The organism is Streptomyces sp. NPDC056373, from assembly GCF_042262425.1.
In the GTDB taxonomy this organism is placed as follows: Bacteria; Actinomycetota; Actinomycetes; order Streptomycetales; family Streptomycetaceae; genus Streptomyces.
The window spans coordinates 343,688-366,650 of record NZ_JBHJPX010000003.1 but is presented as its reverse complement, the minus strand read 5'-3'; the positions used below and the strand labels follow the sequence as shown (position 1 = coordinate 366,650).

The 22,963-nt window shown below is 72.0% G+C and carries 17 protein-coding genes and 2 pseudogenes; 7 read left to right on the top strand and 12 right to left on the bottom strand.

All coding sequences use genetic code 11. The annotated features are described in order from the left end of the window. Position 1 precedes the first annotated feature (1 nt). On the top strand, positions 2–1,126 hold the full coding sequence (locus ACFCXS_RS08460) for a hypothetical protein (protein ID WP_376642271.1): 1,125 nt from the start codon (positions 2–4) through the stop codon (positions 1,124–1,126). After that, positions 1,111–1,500, top strand: a complete 390-nt coding sequence (locus ACFCXS_RS08455; RefSeq protein WP_376642270.1) for a hypothetical protein — start codon at positions 1,111–1,113, stop codon at positions 1,498–1,500. Before ACFCXS_RS08460 ends, ACFCXS_RS08455 begins: the two co-directional genes overlap by 16 nt. A gap of 253 nt (positions 1,501–1,753) precedes the next feature. Here ACFCXS_RS08455 and ACFCXS_RS08450 read toward each other — a convergent pair whose 3' ends face one another. From ACFCXS_RS08450 to iolC, 6 genes and pseudogenes are all read right to left on the bottom strand, one after another. After that, positions 1,754–2,446 carry a GPP34 family phosphoprotein gene (locus ACFCXS_RS08450; RefSeq protein ID WP_376642269.1) on the bottom strand — a complete coding sequence of 231 codons (693 nt, stop codon included), beginning with the start codon at positions 2,444–2,446 and terminating at the stop codon, positions 1,754–1,756. 53 nt (positions 2,447–2,499) lie between these two features. Continuing rightward, entirely contained in the window at positions 2,500–4,002 is a 1,503-nt protein-coding gene (mmsA, locus tag ACFCXS_RS08445; protein ID WP_376642268.1) for a CoA-acylating methylmalonate-semialdehyde dehydrogenase, read from the bottom strand. A 14-nt stretch (positions 4,003–4,016) separates the two neighbouring features. Further along, complete coding sequence (gene iolD / locus ACFCXS_RS08440) at positions 4,017–5,900, bottom strand: 3D-(3,5/4)-trihydroxycyclohexane-1,2-dione acylhydrolase (decyclizing) (RefSeq protein ID WP_376642267.1); 1,884 nt, start codon at positions 5,898–5,900, stop codon at positions 4,017–4,019. Positions 5,901–5,983: 83 nt separating this feature from the next. Next, positions 5,984–6,097, bottom strand: a pseudogene (locus ACFCXS_RS08435) (5-deoxy-glucuronate isomerase); the annotation flags it as partial. Positions 6,098–6,197: 100 nt separating this feature from the next. Next, positions 6,198–7,088 (bottom strand): deoxyribose-phosphate aldolase, encoded by an 891-nt coding sequence (locus ACFCXS_RS08430; protein ID WP_376642266.1) that lies wholly within the window; start codon positions 7,086–7,088, stop codon positions 6,198–6,200. Then, positions 7,085–8,035, bottom strand: coding sequence for a 5-dehydro-2-deoxygluconokinase (gene iolC, locus ACFCXS_RS08425; protein WP_376642265.1), 951 nt, complete (start codon positions 8,033–8,035; stop codon positions 7,085–7,087). The genes ACFCXS_RS08430 and iolC overlap by 4 nt, the downstream gene beginning before the upstream one ends. 451 nt (positions 8,036–8,486) lie before the next feature. Here iolC and ACFCXS_RS08420 point away from each other — a divergent pair, with 451 nt between their 5' ends. Beyond that, complete coding sequence (locus ACFCXS_RS08420) at positions 8,487–8,687, top strand: helix-turn-helix transcriptional regulator (RefSeq protein WP_376642264.1); 201 nt, start codon at positions 8,487–8,489, stop codon at positions 8,685–8,687. A 178-nt stretch (positions 8,688–8,865) separates the two neighbouring features. Here the strand turns inward: ACFCXS_RS08420 and ACFCXS_RS08415 are convergent, their stop codons facing one another. After that, a complete protein-coding gene (locus ACFCXS_RS08415; RefSeq protein WP_376642263.1) occupies positions 8,866–9,909 on the bottom strand; it encodes a zinc-dependent alcohol dehydrogenase family protein in 1,044 nt (347 codons plus the stop codon). Between the two features lie 154 nt (positions 9,910–10,063). Further along, positions 10,064–10,595, bottom strand: a pseudogene (locus ACFCXS_RS08410) (MMPL family transporter); the annotation flags it as partial. 160 nt (positions 10,596–10,755) lie between these two features. On the opposite strand from ACFCXS_RS08410, the gene ACFCXS_RS08405 reads away from it, so the two are divergent. Together ACFCXS_RS08405 and ACFCXS_RS08400 are read left to right on the top strand one after the other, a co-directional pair. Further along, positions 10,756–10,995: a heavy-metal-associated domain-containing protein gene (locus ACFCXS_RS08405; RefSeq protein WP_362233182.1), complete on the top strand. Its 240-nt coding sequence runs from the start codon at positions 10,756–10,758 to the stop codon at positions 10,993–10,995. A gap of 283 nt (positions 10,996–11,278) precedes the next feature. Continuing rightward, positions 11,279–13,516 carry a heavy metal translocating P-type ATPase gene (locus ACFCXS_RS08400; RefSeq protein ID WP_376642262.1) on the top strand — a complete coding sequence of 746 codons (2,238 nt, stop codon included), beginning with the start codon at positions 11,279–11,281 and terminating at the stop codon, positions 13,514–13,516. Between the two features lie 693 nt (positions 13,517–14,209). On the opposite strand, the gene ACFCXS_RS08395 is transcribed toward ACFCXS_RS08400, so the two are convergent. After that, entirely contained in the window at positions 14,210–15,499 is a 1,290-nt protein-coding gene (locus ACFCXS_RS08395) for a citrate synthase (protein WP_189588784.1), read from the bottom strand. Positions 15,500–15,678: 179 nt separating this feature from the next. Beyond that, positions 15,679–17,958, bottom strand: a complete 2,280-nt coding sequence (locus tag ACFCXS_RS08390) for an ATP-dependent RecD-like DNA helicase (RefSeq protein ID WP_376642261.1) — start codon at positions 17,956–17,958, stop codon at positions 15,679–15,681. 590 nt (positions 17,959–18,548) lie between these two features. Here ACFCXS_RS08390 and ACFCXS_RS08385 point away from each other — a divergent pair. Both ACFCXS_RS08385 and ACFCXS_RS08380 read left to right on the top strand, forming a co-directional pair. After that, entirely contained in the window at positions 18,549–18,719 is a 171-nt protein-coding gene (locus tag ACFCXS_RS08385; protein ID WP_157851227.1) for a hypothetical protein, read from the top strand. Between the two features lie 55 nt (positions 18,720–18,774). Beyond that, on the top strand, positions 18,775–19,290 hold the full coding sequence (locus tag ACFCXS_RS08380) for a GNAT family N-acetyltransferase (RefSeq protein WP_376642260.1): 516 nt from the start codon (positions 18,775–18,777) through the stop codon (positions 19,288–19,290). Positions 19,291–19,438: 148 nt separating this feature from the next. On the opposite strand, the gene ACFCXS_RS08375 is transcribed toward ACFCXS_RS08380, so the two are convergent. After that, positions 19,439–19,756, bottom strand: coding sequence for a hypothetical protein (locus ACFCXS_RS08375; protein ID WP_376642259.1), 318 nt, complete (start codon positions 19,754–19,756; stop codon positions 19,439–19,441). 311 nt (positions 19,757–20,067) lie between these two features. Continuing rightward, positions 20,068–22,251, bottom strand: coding sequence for a bifunctional polysaccharide deacetylase/glycosyltransferase family 2 protein (locus tag ACFCXS_RS08370; protein WP_376642258.1), 2,184 nt, complete (start codon positions 22,249–22,251; stop codon positions 20,068–20,070). Between the last annotated feature and the right edge of the window lie 712 nt (positions 22,252–22,963).

The following is a 22,963-nucleotide window of genomic DNA, read 5'->3' as shown; positions in this document are numbered from 1 at the left end:
CGTGACCGTACGTGAGTACGGGACCCGCTATCTGCGGATCACCGTGCGGTACCACGGGGACGCGGGATTCAGCTGGCTGCGCGCCCCGGGCCCCGCCCACACCGTCCCGCAGCGCCTGCCCCCTGCGGCCGTCGAGGCGGCACTGCGCCGCGTGGACGAGGCCGTCGCTTCGGCCGCGGCCGGTGCCGGGACCGGAGCCGCCCCGGGCACCGCCGGGGCGCCACGCGGCGCCCGGCTCGCCCTGGGCGAACCGGCCGGTGGCCGCTGCGCGCGCGGCGGGGCGGCCGCACCGGACGCGGGCGTGCTCTACCGCGTGCCCGGCGCCGTCTCGGTGGCGCGCCTGCTGCCCTCGGGCGACGACACCGCCTTCCGGCTCTCGCTCGATGCGCTGGCGGATCTGGGCAGGACCCTGCGCATGCTGCACCAGCAGCCGTGGGACCTCCCGGAGCGGCCTCCCCACCCGGGAGTGCGACGGCTCACGACCTGGCTCTGTGGAGAGGAGGACGCTCCAGGAACGTCCCGGCTGCGCACGCTGGCCCGAACCCGGCTCGGTCCCTCGCTGTGGGCCCGGCTCACGGACTGGTCCGGGGCCGCGGACGAGCCACCCGGCGGCGGCGCGGTCCTGCTGCACGGGGCTCCCAGCACCGGCTGGCTGGTCCCCTCCACCACCGGTGGCCACACCGCACTGCTCACCGGCGAGGAGGTCACCGGCGGCGACCCGGCCCTCGATCTCGGCTGGGCCCTCGGCGAGTTGCACGAACTGCGCGCCGCCGCCGCCCGCGGCCTCGGCTCCGCCGGAAAGGGTCCGCCGGTCGACTACCCGGCCGCGGCCCACGCCCTGCTCGGCGGTTACACGGGCGGCGACGGCAGCGCCGCCGTCCCGCCGGGCACCGCACGCGCGGCCACGCTGCGTCTGGCCGTCCACATGCGGGACTTCGCGTCGTTCGTCGGCTGGCACGAGGACCTGCGGCACTACTGCGACCTGCTGGCGGAAGCACTCAGCGAGGACGGCACTCCCGGTCTTCACCGGCCCACGCCCCGGCCTCCCGCCGAGGGCGCCCTCTCGAAGACGTCCTCCGGACATCCGGCACATCAGAACGGATCGGACCCATGTCACGCACGATGAGATCTCTGGCGGGCGCCGCGCTGCTCGCCCTGGCGCTCTCCGCCCACGGCACGACCGCCCAGGCGGCACAAGGGTGGTCCGTCTCCCACGCGACGGCCACAGCCTCGGGAACGACCCGGTCCGTGGACTCGGGAGGGCTCCATCCCGACACCGCCGTCGAGGGAGAACTCCGCAACACCGGCTCCGGGTGCTACACACTCTGGATCCAGTGGATGGTGGACCTGACACCCGGGCCGCCGTTCAAGACGGGCACGCAGTGCGGCGCGGGTTCCGTCCCGGTCCGCTTCCAGAAGCCGGGCGGCCTGGGGACCACCTGGCTGAAGATCTGCCGCGACACGCAGCACACCGACTGCAGCCCGATCCGGTACATCTGACGCGACCGGCGGTCGACGGCCCGAAGCCGAGCGGGCGCCTCCCCGGGAGAACGGGGAGGGGCCCACGGCTGCCGGCTGCGAGCTCTGCGCGGACCGCCGCCGTCAGCTGCCGGCTGCGGGCTTGCGCGGAGCGCCGCCGTCAGTTGCCGGCTGCGGGCTCTGCGCGAACCGCCGGCGTCAGCTCCCGGCTGCGGGCTCTGCGCGAACCGCCGGCGTCAGCTCCCGGCTGCGGGCTCTGCGCGGAGCGCCACGGTCAGTTGCCGGCGACGATCGTCGTGGTCGCCGTCACGGCGACCAACACCGCCAGCGTCTCCTCCGCCGCGCGCACGACCTGGCGCACCGCCGCCGCGGACCACTGGCCGTGGGCGATCGCCTCCATGGCGTCCCGGCTCGCGCGCGCGTCGGCGTCCGGGAAAGCCAGCCGGTGCAGCTTCGCGCCGTGCAGCAGGGCCACCAGGCACGCCGTACGCTCGTCCGGCGTCGCTCCTCGAAGGACGACCTCGTCGAGCCGCCGCCGCACCGCCGCCTCCGCCGAACCGTCCGCCTCGGGATAGCGGCGCACGGAGAAGAGGCCGAGCACCTTCTTCTTCTCCTCCCGGACCAGGCCCTTCTCGATCAGGCCCCGGTTCGCCCAGGCCGCCGCGTCCGTCTTCAGCCGGGTGATCCAGTCCCTGGTCCTGCCCGGCTTGTCCCGGCCGGCGATGTCGGCGAGCGCCCTGTCCAGGGCGGATTCGCCCAGCGGCGTGGCGTCGACGACCGTCACCTTGTCGTCGCTCACCTCGATCCGGCCGGCCAGCGCCAGCTCCACCAGTAAGGCAGCGGAGATCGCCGGCGCCACCTTCGCCGTCTCCTTCGCCGCGCCGGACTCGTCGTCCAGGGAGAGGAGCAGGAGCTGCTCGCCCAGCGTCGTGGGGGTTTCCGTGGGGGGGTGCATCGGTGTGTGCATGCCCACAGTCTCCATGGGCGGACGCTCGCCCATGGAGGAGTGGCCGGTAGCGGTCAGTGGTTGCGCGGGAAGCCCAGGTCCACGCCCGCGGGGGCGTCGGCCGGGTCCGGCCAGCGGGTGGTGACGACCTTGCCGCGGGTGTAGAAGTGCGTGCCGTCGTTGCCGTAGATGTGGTGGTCGCCGAAGAGCGAGTCCTTCCAGCCGCCGAAGGAGTGGTAGCCGACGGGGACCGGGATCGGGACGTTCACGCCGACCATGCCGGCTTCGACCTCCAGCTGGAAGCGGCGGGCCGCGCCGCCGTCCCGGGTGAAGATCGCGGTGCCGTTGCCGAACGGGGAGGCGTTGATCAGGTCGAGGGCCTCCTCGTAGGTCTCGGTGCGCAGCACGGTCAGCACCGGGCCGAAGATCTCGTCCTGGTAGGCCTTCGCGGAGGTGGGCACCTTGTCGAGCAGCGAGATGCCGATCCAGTGGCCGTCCTCGAAGCCGTCGACCGTGAAGCCGGTGCCGTCCAGGACGACCTCGCAGCCCTCGGCCGCGGCGCCCTCGACGTAGGAGGCGACCTTGTCGCGGTGGACCCTGGTGATGAGCGGGCCCATCTCGGAGGCCGGGTCGTTGCCCGGGCCGATCTTGATCTTCTCGGCGCGCTCGCGGATCTTCTCCACCAGCTCGTCGCCGATCGAACCGACGGCGACGACCGCGGAGATGGCCATGCACCGCTCGCCCGCCGAGCCGTAGGCGGCGCTCACCGCCGCGTCGGCGGCCGCGTCGAGGTCGGCGTCGGGCAGGACCAGCATGTGGTTCTTGGCGCCGCCCAGGGCCTGGACGCGCTTGCCGTTGGCGGAGGCGGTGGTGTGGATGTAGCGGGCGATCGGGGTCGAGCCCACGAAGGAGACGGCCTTGACGTCCGGGTGCTCCAGGAGACGGTCCACGGCCACCTTGTCGCCGTGGACGACGTTGAAGACGCCGTCGGGCAGGCCCGCCTCGGACAGCAGCTCGGCGATCTTCAGCGAGGCCGAGGGGTCCTTCTCGGACGGCTTCAGCACGAAGGTGTTGCCGCACGCGATGGCGATGGGGAACATCCACATCGGCACCATCGCCGGGAAGTTGAACGGCGTGATGCCGGCGACGACACCGAGCGGCTGGCGGATGGAGGACACGTCGACGCGGCTGGCGACCTGCGTGGACAGCTCGCCCTTCAGCTGCACGCTGATGCCGCAGGCCAGGTCGACGATCTCCAGGCCGCGCGCGACCTCGCCGAGGGCGTCGGAGTGGACCTTGCCGTGCTCGGCGGTGATCAGCTCGGCGATCGCGTCCCGGTTGGCGTCCAGCAGGGCGCGGAACTTGAACAGGATCGAGGTGCGCTGGGCCAGCGAGGACTGGCCCCAGGTCAGGTAGGCCTCCTTGGCGGCGGCGACCGCCGCGTCCACCTCGTCGACCGAGGCGAACGCGACCTTCGTCGTCACCTCGCCGGTCGCCGGATCGGTCACCGGCCCGTGCGTGCCCGAGGCGCCTTCGACGGTCTTGCCGCCGATCCAGTGGTTGACGATCTTCGTCATGGCCGGGAACTCCTTCACAGATGGCGGCGTCGGGTGGAGACGTGCCGTTCGTACAGCTCACGTGCCTTGACCGCGGACGGCCGTGTCGCGGTCTCGGCCACGGGTACATCCCACCAGGCCTGCGCGGGAGGCGCGCCCGACACTGTGTCTGCCGTTTGGGTCTCGACGTAGACACATGTGGGAGTGTCGGCCGCCCGGGCCTCGGCGAGGGCCTCGCGCAGGTCCCGGACGGTCTTCGCGCGCAGGACGCGCATGCCGAGGCTGGCCGCGTTGGCGGCGAGGTCGACGGGCAGCGGTGCCCCGCTGTACGAGCCGTCCTCGGCCGGGAAGCGGTAGGCGGTGCCGAACCGCTCGCCGCCCACCGACTCCGACAGGCCGCCGATGGACGCGTAGCCGTGGTTCTGGACGATCAGGATTTTGATCGCGATGCCCTCCTGCACGGCCGTCACGATCTCCGTCGGCATCATCAGGTACGTCCCGTCGCCGACCAGCGCCCACACGGGCCGGTCCGGGGCGGCCATCTTGACGCCGATGGCGGCCGGGATCTCGTAGCCCATGCAGGAGTAGCCGTACTCCAGGTGGTACTGGTCGCGGGACCGGGTCCGCCACAGTTTGTGCAGGTCGCCGGGTAGGGAGCCGGCGGCGTTGATCAGGATGTCCGAGGCGTCGGCGATCTCGTCCAGGGCGCCGAGGACCTGGGGCTGGGTCGGACGGGTGTCGGGTTCGTCCACCTCGTAGCAGGCGTCGACGCGCTGCTCCCAGCGTTCCTTGTCCTCGGTGTACTCGGTGGCGTAGGTGCCGGCGACCCGGTGCGCGTGCAGCCGGAGGGCGTCGGTGAGCTCCTGCAGGCCGCTGCGGGCGTCGGCGACCAGGGGCTGCCCGGCCAGCTTGTGGCCGTCGTAGGGCGCGATGTTGAGGTTGAGGAACCGGACGTCCGGGTTGCCGAACAGCGTGCCGGAGGCGGTGGTGAAGTCGGTGTAGCGGGTGCCGACGCCGATCACCAGGTCGGCGGTGCGGGCGAGTTCGTCCGCGGTGGCGGTGCCGGTGTGGCCGACGCCGCCGACGTCCTGGGGGTGGTCGTGACGCAGGGAGCCCTTGCCCGCCTGGGTGGAGGCGACCGGGACGCCCGTCGCCCCGGCGAACTCGGCGAGGGCCTCCTCGGCGCGGCTGTGATGGACGCCGCCGCCCGCGATGACCAGGGGCCTCTTCGCCGAGCGGATGACCCGTACCGCCTCGGCCAGTTCCGCCGGGTCGGCGCCGGGCCGCCGTACGGTCCAGACGCGCTCGGCGAAGAACTCCTCGGGCCAGTCGTACGCCTCGGCCTGCACGTCCTGGGGCAGGGCGAGGGTGACGGCGCCGGTCTCGACCGGGTCGGTGAGGACGCGCATCGCGTTCAGCGCGGAGGGGATCAGGGCCTCGGGCCGGGTGATCCGGTCGAAGTACTTCGACACCGGGCGCAGGCAGTCGTTGACCGACACGTCGCCCGCGTACGGCACTTCGAGCTGCTGCAGGACCGGGTCGGCGGGCCGGGTCGCGAAGACGTCGCCGGGCAGGAGCAGCACCGGCAGGTGGTTGATGGTCGCGAGGGCGGCGCCCGTGACGAGGTTGGTGGCGCCCGGGCCGATGGAGGTCGTCACCGCGTGGGTGGACAGGCGGTTCGACTGGCGGGCGTAGCCGACGGCCGCGTGCACCATGGCCTGTTCGTTGCGGCCCTGGTGGTAGGGCATCTCCTCGGCGTGTTCGAGGAGGGCCTGGCCGATGCCGGCGACGTTGCCGTGGCCGAAGATGCCCCAGGTGGCGCCGATGAGACGCTGCCGGACGCCGTCGCGTTCGGTGTACTGGGCCGACAGGAAGCGCACGAGCGCCTGTGCGACCGTCAGCCTCGTCGTCGAGGTCATCGGTGTCCCTCCCTCGGGGTCGTCACGGATACGCGCCGCCCGCGGCGGGCGTTCACAGGGCGAGGGCGTGTGGCCCTCAGGGAGACCTCCGGCGCGGGGCCGTAGCGGGCGGGGAGTTGTCGCTCGCACTTCGCTCCTGCCAAAGCAAAGCGGCTTCCCGCGCCGGAGGCGATCTGGGCCCGGGACCTGCCCGGGAGAGGGAACGGCCGGACTTCCGCGCCACCGCCCGGAAGAGGGCGTCCCCGGTCTTTCGTGCCGTGGACCCGGGTGAAGGCGTGGGTGGTCATGACGCGGCCCTCACAGCAGTCCGACGGCGATGTCCACGGCGGCGGCCACATCGCCGTCCGCCGGATACAGCAGCGAGCGGCCGACCACCAGCCCCCGCACGGTGGGCAGTCGCAGGGCGCCGCGCCACTTCTCGTACGCCCCGGCCTGCTCCTCGGCGGAGCCCCCGACCTCCCCGCCGAGCAGCACGGCGGGCAGGGTGGAGGTCGCCATGACCTCGGCCATGTCGTCGGGGTTCTCGGTGACCGGCACCTTCAGCCAGGTGTAGGCGGAACTGCCGCCCAGACCCGAGGCGATGGCGATCGACTTGGTGACGGCCTCGGCGGAGAGGTCGTTCCTGACCTTGCCCTCGGGGGTGCGGTGGCTGAGGAACGGCTCGACGAAGACCGGAAGTCGGCGCGCCGCCATGTCGTCGATCGCGCGGGCGGTGGACTCCATCGTGGTGAGGGAGCCCGGGTCGTCGTAGTCGATGCGCAGGAGCAGCTTGCCCGCGTCGAAGCCCAGGCGCTCGATGTCCTCGGGGCGGTGGCCGGTGAAACGGTCGTCGAGTTCGAAGCGGGCGCCCTGGAGGCCGCCGCGGTTCATCGAGCCGAGGACGACCTTGCCCTCGAGGGCACCGAGCAGGAGCAGGTCGTCGAGGATGTCGGCGGTGGCGAGGACACCGTCGACGCCCGGGCGGGACAGCGCCAGACAGAGGCGTTCGAGGAGGTCGGCGCGGTTGGCCATGGCCATGCTGCGGCCGCCTGCTCCGAGGGCACCGCGGGCCGGGTGATCGGCCGCGATGATCATCAGGCGGCCGCTCGTGTTCAGCAGCGGCCGTCGGGTGCGGTGGGCGGCGGCCTCGGCGATCGCCTCCGGGCGGTGGCTGCGCAGGTGGACGAGCTCGGAGATGTCGACGGTCACCGGACGGCCCCCGCGGTGACGGCCGCCTCGATCTCGTCCGGCGTGGGCATCGCGGAGGAGCACTCCAGGCGGGAGGCGACGATGGCGCCGGCGGCGTTGGCGTGCCGCATGGTCTTCTCCAGGTCCCAGCCGGCCAGCAGACCGTGGACGAGGGAGCCGCCGAAGGCGTCGCCGGCGCCGAGGCCGTTGAGGACGTTCACCGGCAGGGGCGGGACCTCGGCGCTCTCGCCGTCGCGGTGCACGGCGAGGACGCCCTTGGGGCCCTGCTTGACGACGGCGAGTTCGACGCCCGCGTCGAGGAGGGCACGGGCTGCGGCGTGGGGTTCGCGCACGCCCGTGGCGACCTCCACCTCGTCGAGGTTGCCGACGGCGACGGTGGTGTGCCGCAGGGCCTCCGCGTAGAAGGGGCGGGCCGCGTCGGGGTCGGTCCAGAACATCGGGCGCCAGTCCAGGTCGAAGACCGTCGTGCCGGACTTGGCGCGGTGGGCGAGGGCCGCGAGGGTCGCCGTACGGCTGGGCTCCTCGCTCAGGCCCGTGCCCGTGACCCAGAAGACGCGGGCGTCACGGACGGCGTCGAGGTCGAGCTCGTGGGCGTCGATCTCCAGGTCGGGGGCCTTGGGCCGGCGGTAGAAGTACAGCGGGAAGTCGTCGGGCGGGAAGACCTCGCAGAAGGTGACCGGGGTGGGCAGGCCGGGGACCGGGGTGACCCAGCGGTCGTCCACGCCGAAGTCCCTCAGGGCCTGGTGGAGATAGGTGCCGAAGGGGTCGTCGCCGGTGCGGGTGATCACCGCCGTCCGCCGCCCCAGACGGGCCGCCGCGACCGCGACGTTGCTCGCCGAACCGCCGAGGAACTTTCCGAAGGACGTGACCTGCGGCAGCGGGACGCCGGTCTGGAGCGGATACAGATCCACTCCGATCCGCCCCATGGTGATCAGGTCGTACGTCATCGGTGTCCCCTCGATGCTCGGCTCTCCCCGGTTTTGTAGCCCCCTCTCGACGCCCTGTCAATGTTTTGTCCAGACATTCGGACCAGATCATGACAGCGCTTTCCACGCGGCGCCGTCCCAGTACGCACCCGCGTCCCCGGTTCCGAGTCTTCAACGCCCCGTCCCGGCCCGCCTCTCCGGTCGGCCGGAGAGGCGGGCCCGGGTGCGGAGTCAAGGAACCCCGCCGCCGCACCGGCACGCGCCTTTGACCCGGCTGTGTCACAAACTCTCCTCCCCTGTCACACATGTCGCGTGTACGCGGGTCTTCCGTCACACCCGACGCACAGGCCCTGCCCGGTCTCACCGGACGTCGTTGACCGGACACAGGCTTGTTGATCGCCAGCGCTGCGCCCGGCTCCCCCGGACGGCCGTCCACGGTCGCCGCCGTGGTGCGCGCGGGGAGGTGCACGTCATGACCGACCGAAGACTCTGGTCCTACAAGGAGATCGCGGCGCACATCCGGGTACAGCCGGACACCGTGCGGTCGTATCGAAAACACGGGCTGCTGCCCCCACCCGACCATGTCGAGGGCGGCAAGCCCTACTGGTACGCCGAGACGGTCCGGGCCTGGGTCGCCTCCAGGCCCGGCAACCGCGGCCGAAGAACGGACTGACCCGGTCCCCCCGCCCCGTGGCCCCCCCCCCCGGGGGGGCCCGCCCGCCCGCGGCGCGGGCCCGGCCACGCGCGGGGACCCGAGCGACCCCACCCCGCGCCCGGCCCCCCCCCCCCCCCCCCCCCCGCCCCCCCCCCGCCCCCCCCCCGGGGGGGCCCCACGGCCGTCCGCCGGCGCGTCAGCTCCACGGCTCGATGACCGTCGCTCCCGCTCCCGGAGCCGTCCCCATCGCCGCCAGCGCGGAGGGGACCGCCTCCAGCGGGATGGCCGACGTCACCAGCAGGTCGGGGCGCAGCACACCGCCGCGGACCAGCTCCAGCATCGGCGGGTAGCTGTGCGCGGCCATCCCGTGGCTGCCGAGGAGTTCGAGCTCCAGGGCGATGGCGCGGGCCATCGGCACGGGTGTCGTGCCGTCCGGCGAGGGCAGCAGGCCGACCTGGACGTGCCGGCCGCGGCGGCGCAGGCCGTTCACCGAGGCCGCGCAGGTGCCGGGCGAGCCGAGGGCGTCGAGGGAGAGGTGGGCGCCGCCGCCGGTGAGGTCGCGGACGGCCGCCGCGGTGTCCGGCACGGACGTGGCGTCCAGGCACTGCGCGGCCCCGAACTCCCGCGCCAGGTCCAGTGCCCGGGCCGACACGTCGACGGCCACCACCCGCGCGCCCGAGGCCGCGGCGATCATCACGGCGGAGAGTCCGACCCCGCCGCAGCCGTGCACCGCGACCCACTCTCCTGCCGCGATCCGCCCCTGCTGCACCACCGCCCGGTACGCCGTGGCGAATCGGCAGCCGAGCGAGGCCGCCGTCGCGAAGGACAGCTCCCCGGGCAGCGCCACGAGGTTCACGTCGGCGTGGTCCAGCGCCACGTACTGGGCGAAGGATCCCCAGTGGGTGAAGCCGGGCTGGGTCTGGCGCTCGCACACCTGGTGATCGCCGGCCGCGCAGGACGGGCAGGTGCCGCAGGCGCAGATGAACGGCACGGTGACCCGGTCGCCGGGCCGCCATCCGGTCACCCGCGCGCCTACGGCCTCCACGACCCCGGCCAGTTCGTGCCCGGGCACGTGCGGCAGGGCGATGTCCGGGTCGTGGCCCTGCCAGCCGTGCCAGTCACTGCGGCACAGACCGGTGGCCTCGACCCGCACGACGACCCCGTGCTCCGCGGGCTCCGGGTCAGCGACCTCCCGCACCTCGGCCGTCTCCCCGTACCGCTCGAACACCACGGCCCGCATGGACCCACCCGCCTTCCGTTCCTGTCCGGGACGCCGACCGCCCGCGCGCCCGGGTCGGTCGCCCTCGGGTCGTCGGCGCCCGGGCCGGGTGCCTCGGTCGGTCACGCCAGCTCCGGTCGCCGGCGCCCCGGCCGGTCGCGCCTCGGAGGGAACGCTAGCCCCGGGTCCCTGCCTTGTCCCGGGCCGGGCCCTGCTCCCCCGCCGCCGTCTCCTGCTCCCCTGCCGGTTCCCGATCCCCCGCCGGTTCCCGCTCCCCGGCCGAGACCGGCTCGCCCTCCGTGAGGCCGAAGCGCGTGTGAAAGCGGCGCAGGGGGCCCGGGGCCCACCAGGTGGCGCGGCCCGTGAGGCGCATGACCGCGGGGACCAGGAGACTGCGGACGATCATCGCGTCCATCAGGACCGCCAGGGCGATGCCCAGGCCGAGCATCTTGGTGTTGGTCACCCCGGGAGGTGCCTATCGCCACCATGACCACCGCCAGGATGACCGCCGCCGCCGAAATCAGCCCGCCGGTGCGCTGGAGGCCGTGGCGAACGGCCCGATCGTGGTCGCCGGTGTGGTCGTACTCTTCCTTGATCCGGGAGAGCAGGAACACTCCGTAGTCCATGGACAGGCCGAAGGCCACGCAGAACATCAGGACCGGCAGGGTCGTCTCGATGGACCCGGGGCTGGTGAAGCCGAGGGCGCCGAGCGGGAGGCGTACGTCAAGGAGCTGAAAGAGGCCCTTCTGCGATACCTGCGACCGCTGGCGGGGGCGTCGTGCACTGATACCCCCTAGGGGTACAGTTGGTGGTGCGGATCCCCCAGCGGACCCCATAGCCCCACCTGCCTCTGCGAGGAGTAACGACATGACCGCCCAGACCGACACCACGGGCCCCGTCACCACCGTCTTCAAGGTGAGCGGCATGAGCTGCGGACACTGCGAGGGCGCGGTCTCCGGCGAGATCTCCCAGATCTCCGGCGTGAGTTCGGTGACGGCCGTCGCCAAGACCGGCGAGGTCACGGTCGTCTCCGCGACGCCGATCGACGACGAGGCCGTGCGCGCCGCCGTCGACGAGGCCGGCTTCGAACTGGCCGGCCGGGCCTGAACCACCCGGGTACGGCGGCCGGCAGGTCCGAGACACGCCGGCCTTGCACCGGCCGCCAGGTAGGTCCGAGACCCGTCCACCCGGCACCTGCCGCCACGTCCGAGACACGCCGGCCCCGCACCGGCCGCCAGGTAGGTCCGAGACCCGTCCACCCGGCACCTGCCGCCAGGTCTGAGACGCGCCGACCCTGGCACTCGTACCCGTGTACGGGCCGTACGCCGCCGCCCCGGCCCGTACGGCCCGTCCCGCTTTCCGGGCGCCCTGCATCTCCAGGAGTGAGGACATGACCAGCACCACCGCCAAGGCACCGACCGGCCGGGAGCCCGCGCCGGCCGAGGTCGAGCTGCTCATCGGCGGGATGACCTGCGCCTCCTGTGCGGCTCGCGTCGAGAAGAAGCTCAACCGCATGGACGGCGTCACGGCCACGGTCAACTACGCGACGGAGAAGGCACGGATCGCCTACCCCGAGGGCACCGAGGTCGCCGATCTGATCGCCACCGTGGTGAAGACCGGCTACACCGCCGAGGAGCCCGCACCCCCGCGACAGGAGCCCTCCGGCACCGAGGAGGACCCCGAGCTGTCGGCCCTCCGGCGGCGCCTCACCGTCTGCGCCGCCCTCGCCCTGCCCGTCGTCCTGCTGGCGATGGTCCCGGCCCTGCAGTTCGACGACTGGCAGTGGCTCTCGCTCACCCTCGCCGCGCCGGTCGTCGTCTGGGGCGGACTCCCCTTCCACCGGGCCGCCTGGACGAACGCCCGGCACGGCGCCGCCACCATGGACACACTGGTCTCCCTGGGCACGCTCGCCGCGTTCGGCTGGTCCCTGTGGGCGCTGTTCCTCGGTGACGCGGGCATGCCCGGCATGCGGCACCCGTTCGAGTTCACCGTCGCGCGCGGGGACGGCGCCTCCGCCGTCTACCTGGAGGTCGCCTCCGGCGTCACCGCCTTCATCCTGCTGGGCCGCTGGCTGGAGGCCCGCTCCAAGCGCCGTGCCGGAGCCGCGCTCCGGGCGCTGATGGACCTGGGCGCCAAGGACGTGGCCGTGCTGCGGGACGGGCGCGAGGTGCGGATCCCGGCGCAGCGCCTCGTCGTCGGCGACCGGTTCGTCGTGCGGCCCGGGGAGAAGATCGCCACCGACGGCACGGTCGTCGAGGGCACCTCCGCGGTCGACGCCTCGATGCTGACCGGCGAGTCCGTGCCGGTGGATGTGGCGGCCGGGGACACGGTCACGGGCGCGACGGTCAACGCGGGCGGCCGGCTGGTCGTCGAGGCCACCCGGGTCGGCGCCGACACCCGGCTCGCGCGGATGGCGAAGCTGGTGGAGGACGCGCAGAGCGGCAAGGCCGAGGTGCAGCGGCTCGCCGACCGGGTCTCGGGGATCTTCGTGCCGGTGGTGCTGCTGATCGCCGTCGCGACGGCCGGGGCGTGGCTCGGGCTGACCGGGGACGGCGTCGCCGCGTTCACGGCCGCCGTCGCGGTCCTGATCATCGCCTGCCCGTGCGCGCTGGGCCTGGCCACCCCGACCGCGCTGATGGTCGGCACGGGCCGGGGCGCCCAGCTCGGCATCCTCATCAAGGGCCCCGAGGTCCTGGAGTCCACACGCCGGGTGGACACCGTGGTGCTGGACAAGACCGGCACGGTCACGACCGGCCGGATGACCCTTCAGGAGGTGCACGTCGCCGAGGGCACCGACGAGAAGGAGGTGCTGCGGCTCGCGGGCGCCGTCGAGCACGCCTCCGAGCACCCGGTGGCCCGGGCGATCGCGCGGGGCGCCGAGGAGAGTGCCGGTCCACTCCCGGACGTCGAGGGCTTCGTGAACGTCCCCGGGCGGGGCGCACGCGGGCGCGTGGAGGGCCGCGACGTCGCCGTCGGGCGGCTCTTCGACGACGTCCCGACGGAGCTGGCCCGTGCGCGGTACGAGGCCGAGCGGTCCGGGCGTACGGCCGTCCTGGCCGGCTGGGACGGGACGGCGCGGGCCGTGCTGGCCGTGGCGGACGCGGTCAAGGAGACCAGCGCCGAAGCCGTGCGGGACCTGCGCGCGCTGGGGCTCACACCGGTGCTGCTGACCGGGGACAACCGGACGGTGGCCGCGACGGTGGCCGCGGCCGTCGGGATCGAGCAGGTGGTGGCCGAGGTCCTGCCCGAGGACAAGGTCGCCGCGGTACGGCGGCTGCAGGCCGAGGGGCGGGTCGTCGCCATGGTGGGCGACGGCGTCAACGACGCGGCCGCGCTCGCCGCCGCCGATCTGGGCCTGGCGATGGGCACCGGCACGGACGCGGCGATCGAGGCGGGTGATCTGACCCTGGTCCGCGGCGATCTGCGGGTGGCGGCGGACGCGATCCGGCTGTCCCGCCGGACCCTGGCCACGATCAAGGGCAACCTGGTGTGGGCCTTCGGCTACAACGTGGCCGCGCTCCCGCTGGCCGCCGCGGGTCTGCTCAACCCGATGATCGCGGGGGCCGCGATGGCCTTCTCGTCGGTCTTCGTCGTCACGAACAGTCTGCGACTGCGGACATTTCGGTGAAGTCGCCCGAATTCCACCTAAGTTCACGGCGAACGTGATTTGAGCCCCTCTGGAGTCCCGGGCCCGGCTCACATAAGCTCTTCACAAGGCTCGCGCATCTTCCTTACGCTGGAGCCTCGGGGCGGGATATCCGAGGCTCTTGCGCATCTAACGGACATATGCAAGAGACGCAGATCACAGTGATGTGAACGTAACCATCTGAGGGGTTCGACGGTCTAAGTTGACGATGTCAGGGAGCGTCTTGGGGGGCGCCATCTGACATCTGGGGATGTCTTGGGGGACTTCTCCAGTTGGGGGTACCTCCCTGCTCGAACGAAGTTGAGAGCTTGGGGGAGCGTTGCCGGGGCACGTACGCCGGGAAGCTTTGAGCGGCCCTCCCGGGCGTGCGCTGTCCCGGCAGAGCGCACACCACAGCAGTAGCGCACACCCAGCAGTACGACGAGTTCTGCTCGTTCTGCTCAACAGCGATTCAGGCGCTGTCCTCACAGACGCCCGGCCGGATCCCGTGGGGGGAATCCGAACCGGGACTGGGAAGGCGCCCTGGACGTCGGCCCGTGGGGGGACCGACGCCGGGGCGCCTTCTTCATTGCGTAAGAAATCACGTGAGGGATCACGAATCCCGTGGGAGATCACGCAAAAGCCCCCGCACCCGGCAAGCGGATACGGGGACCTGAGGCGCTACTGCTCCTGCGCTCAGCGCTCCTCGACGGGCACGAAGTCGCGCTCGACCACACCCGTGTAGATCTGGCGCGGGCGGCCGATGCGGGAGCCCGGCTCCTTGATCATCTCGTGCCACTGGGCGATCCAGCCCGGCAGCCGGCCGAGGGCGAACAGGACCGTGAACATCTCGGTCGGGAAGCCCATGGCCCGGTAGATCAGACCCGTGTAGAAGTCGACGTTCGGGTAGAGGCTGCGCTGGACGAAGTAGTCGTCGGAGAGCGCGTGCTCCTCCAGCTTCAGGGCGATGTCCAGCAGCTCGTCGGACTTGCCGAGAGCGGACAGCACGTCGTGCGCGGCGGCCTTGATGATCTTGGCGCGCGGGTCGAAGTTCTTGTAGACCCGGTGGCCGAAGCCCATCAGGCGGACGCCGTCCTCCTTGTTCTTCACCTTGCGGATGAAGGTGTCGACGTCGCCGCCGGAGTCGCGGATGCCCTCCAGCATCTCCAGCACGGACTGGTTGGCGCCGCCGTGCAGCGGGCCCCAGAGCGCGTTGATGCCGGCGGAGATCGAGGCGAACATGTTCGCCTGCGAGGAGCCGACGAGGCGGACCGTGGAGGTCGAACAGTTCTGCTCGTGGTCCGCGTGCAGGATCAGCAGCTTGTCGAGCGCGGAGACCACGGTCGGGTCCAGCTCGTACTCCTGCGCCGGGACCGAGAAGGTCATGCGGAGGAAGTTCTCGACGTAGCCGAGGTCGTTGCGCGGGTAGACGAACGGGTGACCGATCGACTTCTTGTACGCGTACGCGGCGATCGTCGGGAGCTTGGCGAGCAGGCGGATCGTGGAGAGGTTGCGCTGGCGCTCGTCGAACGGGTTGTGGCTGTCCTGGTAGAACGTGGACAGCGCCGAGACGACCGAGGAGAGCATCGCCATCGGGTGGGCGTCGCGCGGGAAGCCCTTGTAGAAGTTCTTGACGTCCTCGTGCAGCAGGGTGTGCTGCGTGATGTCGTTCTGGAACACCGAGAGCTCGTCGACGGTCGGCAGCTCGCCGTTGATCAGCAGGTAGGCGACCTCCAGGAAGGTGGAGCGCTCGGCCAGCTGCTCGATCGGGTAGCCGCGGTACCGCAGGATGCCCGCTTCGCCGTCCAGGTACGTGACGGCGGATTTATACGCGGCCGTGTTGCCGTAACCGCTGTCCAGCGTCACCAGACCGGTCTGGGCGCGGAGCTTTCCGATGTCGAAGCCCTTGTCACCGACGGTGCTGTCGATCACCGGGTAGGTGTACTCGCCGTCGCCGTACCGCAGTACTACAGAGTTGTCGCTCACGTCTTCCCTCACCGACGTTGTGCCTCATCTTCGAGGTTGCCCTGACTGTCTCTACCATCCCCCACTTGGCTCAGGAGAGTGCACTCGGGGTCGACCATCGGGCCTATTGACGGCACTGAGTGCCGCCAACTTGCTCATCCTGCCCCCTGTGTTCCCCTTCCGGAAGTGTCTTGTGACCTTCACGACTCATTTGATCGATCATTTTTTGCGGAACCGAGCCGGAAGTCGAGTGCCGTGCACCGCCGGCCTGCCGAAACGGTGCGCACCGCCTGGCCGATCGCCTTGCGCGAACCGACGAGGACGACCAGCTGCCTGGCCCGGGTGACCGCCGTGTAGAGCAGGTTCCGCTGGAGCATCATCCAGGCGCCCGTGGTGACCGGGATGACGACCGCCGGGTACTCACTGCCCTGGGAGCGGTGGATCGTCACGGCATAGGCATGTGCCAGCTCGTCGAGCTCGTCGAACTCGTACGGCACCTCCTCGTCCTCGTCGGTGAGCACCGTCAGGCGCTGGTCGACCGGGTCGAGCGAGGTGACCACCCCGACGGTGCCGTTGAAGACACCGTTCTTGCCCTTCTCGTAATTGTTGCGAATCTGGGTGACCTTGTCGCCGACACGGAACACCCGTCCGCCGAATCTCTTCTCGGGCAGGTCGGGGCGGCCCGGGGTGACGGCTTGCTGGAGCAGGCCGTTGAGGGTGCCCGCGCCGGCCGGGCCGCGGTGCATGGGGGCGAGGACCTGGACGTCCCGGCGCGGGTCCAGGCCGAACTTGGCCGGAATGCGGCGGGCGGCCACGTCGACGGTGAGCCGGCCGGCCTCCTCGGTGTCGTCCTCGACGAAGAGGAAGAAGTCCTTCATGCCGTCCGTGACCGGGTGTTGGCCGGCATTGATCCGGTGCGCGTTGGTCACCACCCCGGACTGCTGGGCCTGCCGGAACACGCGGGTGAGCCGGACCGCGGGGATCGGGCCGCCGTCGGCCAGGAGGTCGCGGAGCACCTCCCCCGCGCCGACGCTGGGCAGCTGGTCGACGTCCCCGACGAACAGCAGATGCGCCCCCGGCGGGACGGCCTTGACGAGCTTGTTGGCGAGCAGCAGATCCAGCATGGAGGCCTCGTCGACGACCACCAGGTCGGCGTCCAGCGGGCGGTCCCGGTCGTAGGCCGCGTCACCGCCCGGCTTGAGCTCCAGCAGGCGGTGGACGGTGGAGGCCTCGGCGCCGGTGAGCTCGGCCAGGCGCTTGGCGGCCCGGCCCGTGGGGGCGGCCAGCACGACCTTCGCCTTCCTGGCGCGGGCCAGCTCCACGATCGAGCGGACGGTGAAGGACTTGCCGCAGCCCGGGCCGCCCGTGAGGACGGCGACCTTCTCCGTCAGCGCCAGCCGGACGGCGGCCTCCTGCTCGGGGGCGAGCTCGGTGCCCGTACGCCCCTTCAGCCAGCGCAGCGCCTTGTCCCACGCCACGGTCCGGAAGCCCGGCATACGGTCCTCGCCGGTGCGCAGGAGGCGCAGCAGCTGGGCGGACAGGGAGAGTTCGGCGCGGTGGAAGGGGACGAGGTAGATCGCGGTGACGGGCTCTCCGCCGTCCGGGCCGGGCACCTTCTCCCGTACGACACCGGGGTCCTCGCCGTCCTCGGGCGGTTCGGCCAGCTCGGCCAGGCACTCGATGACCAGGCCCGTGTCGACCTGGAGGAGTTTGACAGCGTCCTTGATCAGCTGCTCCTCGGGGAGGTAGCAGTGGCCCTGGTCGGTGGACTGGGACAGCGCGTACTGCAGGCCCGCCTTGACGCGCTCCGGGCTGTCGTGCGGGATGCCGACGGACCGGGCGATCTTGTCGGCGGTGAGGAAGCCGATGCCCCAGACGTCGGAGGCGAGCCGGTACGGCTGGTTCTTCACGACCGAGATGGAGGCGTCGCCGTACTTCTTGTAGATGCGCACGGCGATGGAGGTGGACACCTCGACGGTCTGGAGGAAGAGCATGACCTCCTTGATGGCCTTCTGCTCCTCCCAGGCGTCGGCGATCTTCTTCGTCCGCTTGGGGCCGAGGCCGGGGACCTCGATGAGGCGCTTGGGCTCCTCCTCGATGACCTGGAGGGTGTCCATGCCGAAGTGCTGGGTGATGCGGTCGGCGAAGACCGGGCCGATGCCCTTGACCAGGCCGGAACCGAGGTAGCGGCGGATGCCCTGGACGGTGGCGGGCAGGACGGTCGTGTAGTTCTCCACGTGGAACTGCTTGCCGTACTGGGGGTGGGAGCCCCAGCGGCCCTCCATGCGCAGGGACTCGCCGACCTGCGCGCCGAGCAGGGCACCGACGACCGTGAGGAGGTCACCCGCGCCTCTGCCGGTGTCGACCCGGGCGACCGTGTAGCCGTTCTCCTCGTTGGCGTACGTGATGCGCTCGAGTACGCCCTCCAGCGTGGCCAGTCGCCGCTCGCCCGTCTGGGCGGCCCCCGCCTGATCGGTCATGATCCGACCGTACCGCCCGGGTAGGACAGTGCGGTGGCGTCGGACTTCCGGAGCGGCCCTTCGCAGGAAGCGACCGATCAGTATGCGGCCGGGGGTTCACCTTTCACTCTGAGTCCACAAGAGAGCCGGAAACTTTACAGTTCAAGCATCCAGGCTGCCCTTTTTGTGGTTCGGTCACATGGAAGAATTCAGGGGTCCATGAAAAAAAGGGGGGCGGACTCGATTCCGGAGCGACCGTGATGCCGATGCGTCCCCCAGGCCCGAGCTCCCCCGGGCGCGCGTACAGGGCGGGCACCCTCCTCGTCGGCCTGTGCGCCGTCAGCACGTTGACCCTGCTCGTGACGGCTCCGATGTCCGGGCACCGCGCGATCGTGGCCCCGGGAACTTCCGCGCCGAACGGGAGCACACCCGGCCCTCACCTGCCGAATGCGGCACCCCTGCCGTAATTCCCGCCCCTCCCCGGTCCGGAGCCGACTTGATCCGCCGGCGCTCCCCTTTTCTCCGGCACCGCACGACGACCGACGACCGACGACCGACGACCGACGACCGACGACCGACGACCGACGACCGACGACCGACGACGAGGAACGATGTCACCCCAGGCCCAGAGCGTCGCCCTGTGGATCATGTCCCTGGCCATCAACATCACGGCGGCTTGCGCGGGGATCGTCTGGGGCTGGGAAGCCTTCGCGCAGTTTCTGCTGCCGGCGTTCGGGTCGGTGGTGGGGGCGTCGATGGTGAGCTACAGCCTGCGGCGCTGAGGGCGGACGAAAGTCGATTGCCGCCCCGCGAGGCGCGTGCGTAATGTCCTTCGGCATGTCCCCGACCCTGCGCACCCCGCGGCTGTTGCTCGACGCCTACAGGCCGGACGACGAGGAGAGCTTCGTCGCTCTGTTCCAGGACACGCGGGTGTCCCGGTGGATGGGAGACGGGCCTGCCGCCGAGGCGGAGGACCGGGCGCTGTTCGGGCGGATCTTCAGCAAGGTGTACGCGGGGCGCCTGTTCGACGTGTGGGCGGTCCGCCGTGAGGGGCTTCTGGTCGGGCACGCGGAGATCAAGCGGACCGAAGAGGCCGGTGGTCACGAGATCGTCTATGCGCTGGGACCCGAGGTCTGGGGCAGTGGCCTCGGCACCGAGCTGGCGGAGGCGCTCGTGGGTTACGGCTTCGAGGCGCTCGGGCTGACCGAGGTGCACGCCACCGTGGCCGCGGAGAACAAGGCGTCGCTGCGCCTGCTGGGCAGGATCGGGTTCGAACACACCCGGGACGTCGTCGAGGACGACGGCGCTCTCACGCGCGTGCTGACCCGCCGCCTCCAGGCGCGCTCCCACTGACGTACGAGAACAGCGGCCTTCTGTGCAGGGAAGGCCGAGTCGGAGGCCGGTACGGCGAGGAAGACCGGGTCTTTCTCGCCGTAGCCGGAACCGCCGGGCAGGGGCGCCGGGCGCCCGCACCGTCTCGGCCGCACAGCACGCCAGGAGGTCAGGGGGCCAACACGGGCCGCATGACGCCTCTGGTCTCTTCCTGCTCGACCGCCGCTGCGCCGTCGTCGCACCGGGTCTCCTGCGGCGTCAGGCCCTGGGGCCCGAAGAGCACACCCCAGACGATGTCTTCGAGACCCTGCCTCTGCACGCGGGTGGTCTGGCAGGAGGAGGCCTGGCCCTGGTCGCGGTCGGGCAGCGCGGCGGTGTGGGCCGCGACGGGAGCAGCCCAGGCCAGGGCTGCCGCGAGGACGATGAAGGTCGCGCCGGCCGAATGCGCGAGCGAACGGTGCACGGAGTGCAGTCGGGAAGTTTTCATGATCACACCCTGAGCGCAGAGGCGCCCGGGAGAAAGGCTGACGGCCCCGAGGGCGCGCCAACTCAACCCGATCGTGCGATGCGACGGGGGCCATCGAGCGAGCGGGCGCCGGCAAGGGGCGGCGTCGGAGCGTGCCCGTGCCGTCGGTGACCCCGGGGCCGCAGTGGCCCCGATGGCCCCGGTGCCGTGCCGTCGGTGGCCCCGGTGGCCCCGGTGAACAGGGCGGCCCGGTGAACAGGGCGGCCCCGGTGAACAGAGGGGCCATTCGGCACAGGAGGGATCCGCACCGCCCGCCCCGCCCCCCGGCCGGTTCACGGCCCGCGGGTGGAGGGCTGTGGCGGCAGCATCACGTCTCCGCTGCGGCCGAGCCGCTGCCAGGGCAGTCGGTAGCCGTTGATCGCGGTCAGACAGGCCTGGAGGAGGACCAGGTACATCACCTGGCGGTAGACGATCTGCTGGAGCGGCAGCGCCCACAGGGGCCGGAGCGATTCGCCGTCGAGGTGGAAGGCGTACGCGGCGCAGAGGGCCTGCACGGCCAGCACGCCGCTCCAGGCCAGCACCGTGGTGAGCGGGTTCCCGAACACCAGGCCGTACAGGGCCAGTATGTCGATCAGCGGCGCGAGCAGCGGGGTGAGGATCTGGAAGACGGCCAGCAAGGGCAGACCGAGACGGCCGAAGCGGCCCGCGGGGCCACGCTCGACAAGCGCGTGCCGGTGCTTCCACGCCGCCTGCATCGTGCCGTAGCTCCACCGGTAGCGCTGGCGCCACAGTTGCCGCAGGGAGACCGGTGCCTCGGTCCAGGCGAGGGCGTCCGGCACGTAGCGGATCTCCCACCCGGCCCGGTGCAGGGCCATGGTGATGTCGGTGTCCTCGGCGAGGGTGTCCGCACTCACCATCCCGGCGTCGCGCAGGGCCTCGACGCGAAACGCACCCACGGCACCGGGAATGGTGGGCATGCAGTGCAGCAGGTCGTACATGCGGCGGTCGAGGTTGAAGCCCATGACGTACTCGATGTGCTGCCACCGGCCGAGCAGGCGCCGCCGGTTGCCGACCTTGGCGTTGCCCGCCACGGCGCCGACGCCGGGGTCGGCGAACGGCTGGACGAGACGGCCGACGGTCGAGGGGGCGAAGACGGTGTCGGCGTCCAGCATGACGACGAGGTCGTGCGAGGCCCGCAGGACGCCGTTGTCGAGGGCGGACGGTTTGCCGCCGTTGGGCTGCCGGACGACGGTGACGTTCTCCAGGGCGAGGGACTCCGCGAGGTCTGCGGTGCCGTCGTGGGACCCGTCGTCCACGACGATGATCTCGACGGGGTGGTCGCTCGCGGCGAGCGACACGAGTGTCTTGCGGATGCACAGCTCCTCGTCGTAGGCGGGTACGACGACGCTGACAGGCCGGGTGACGGCTCGCAGGGCGCCGGTGGGCCCGCGCCGGTGGCGACGGGCGTGATGGCGGGCCAGCACGAGCAGGAGCACGCATCGTGCGAGGACCAGCGAACCGACCACCAGCAGCAGCACGCCGAGGGCCGACACCACCGTCCCCGACACGGTGACAGCGGCCACGAAGATGCGGCCCTGCCACAACTCCCCCGAGCCGACGGGGCTGGTGAAACGGTCGGTGCCGACGAGGTCGGCGAGAGTGGTGAAGCGATACCCCTGGGCCTTCAACCGGGGGATCAGACGGTCGAGGGCTTCGACGGTCTGTGACCTGTCTCCTCCCGCGTCGTGCAGGAGGACGACCCCGCCGGCCGGCGCCTCGGGCATGGCGGCGTCGGCGATGGCCCGGGCGCCCGGCCGCCGCCAGTCGCTGGTGTCCTGGTCGATGAAAGCCAGGACGTAACCCTTCTCGCCCAGACGCCGCGAGACGGTCCACGCCCGGTTGTCGAGGGCCGAGGTGGTCGAGGAGTAGGGCATCCGTATCAGCGACGTGTTGATGCCCGCGGCCCCGGCGAGGGCGAGTTGGGTCAGCGCGAGCTCGCGGTCGACGCTGCTCGCGGACCGGGTGGCCAGGTCCGGGTGGGAGAAGGTGTGCGCACCGACCTCGTTGCCGGAGCGGATCACGCGGCGCAGGACGTCCGGGTGCCGGACGGTCTGTTGCCCGGTGACGAAGAAGGTGCCGGGCGTGCCGTAGTGGTCGAGAACCGCCAGTACGCGGGGCGTCCAGACGGGGTCGGGGCCGTCGTCGAAGGTCAGCACGACGGTCTTGGCCGGTGGGTGGTAGGTCCGCAGGTGGTCGCGGGTGGTGTCGACGACCGGGCCGCCTCCGGCGATCACGCGGGGGACGCCGTCGGTGGGCCGCCCGGCGCGGGCCTCCTGGTCACCGGTGAAGCCCCGCGTGGTGTACCCCTGGATCAGGAGGACCGATACGAGGAAGGCCAGCAGGACGACGGGGACGGCGATGCGGAACCGGTGCCGCGGTGGCAGGGGCGCTCGCGTCCGCCGCGGGCCGGACGGCCTCGGTGGGCGGCCTGGTGACCGGTGCGGGCGCCGCCGCATCAGGAAGCCCCGCCCACCGATGGCGCGGAGGGCAGGAGGGTGGCCGTGGAGCCGGACGGCGCCACGGGGCTGGGGGCCGGCGCCGGCGGCTGGGAGCCGGCCGGCGGCGTCTGCGCCGGGGGCTGGGGCGCCGGGGGGGCTGTGGTCGGCGGAGCGGGCGGGGGCGATGCGGGGGTGGTGCCCGTGCCGGGCGCGGGGGCGGTGCCCGTGCCGGGGGTGGGAGTGGGAGCGGCGGGATCACCGGGGGTCGCGGGCTGCCCAGGTGAGGTTGGTGCTTGCGGTTCTGATGTGTCAGGGCGTGCCGGTGAGCCGAGCGGTGGATCCCCGGGCAACCGGGGCGGAGCGACGGGAGCGCCGGGTCGGGCGGCTTGCGGAACGAGCAGGGCGCTCGGGGAGCCGGGACCCACGCGGCCGGACGCGGGAAGCTCGCCGGGTGCCTGGGGCGGCCGGCCGGGTGTGCGGGGTGCCGGTGCGGCGGGTCCGGCGATGTCGCCGGGCAGGATGGCCCCCGGGGCGAAGGGAGTTGCTCCCATCAGGCTCAGGCCCAGAACCGCCATGTACGTGGCCGCGGCGGTGGCCAGTCCGTAGCCGGTGCGTCGCAGATACCGAGCACGCCTGCCTGTGGAGTCGACGAACACAGGCGTGCTCCGCTCACCCGACGACCCTTGCCCTGTATGCCCCCTATTGGCCCGAAGAAGCACCATAAATTCAG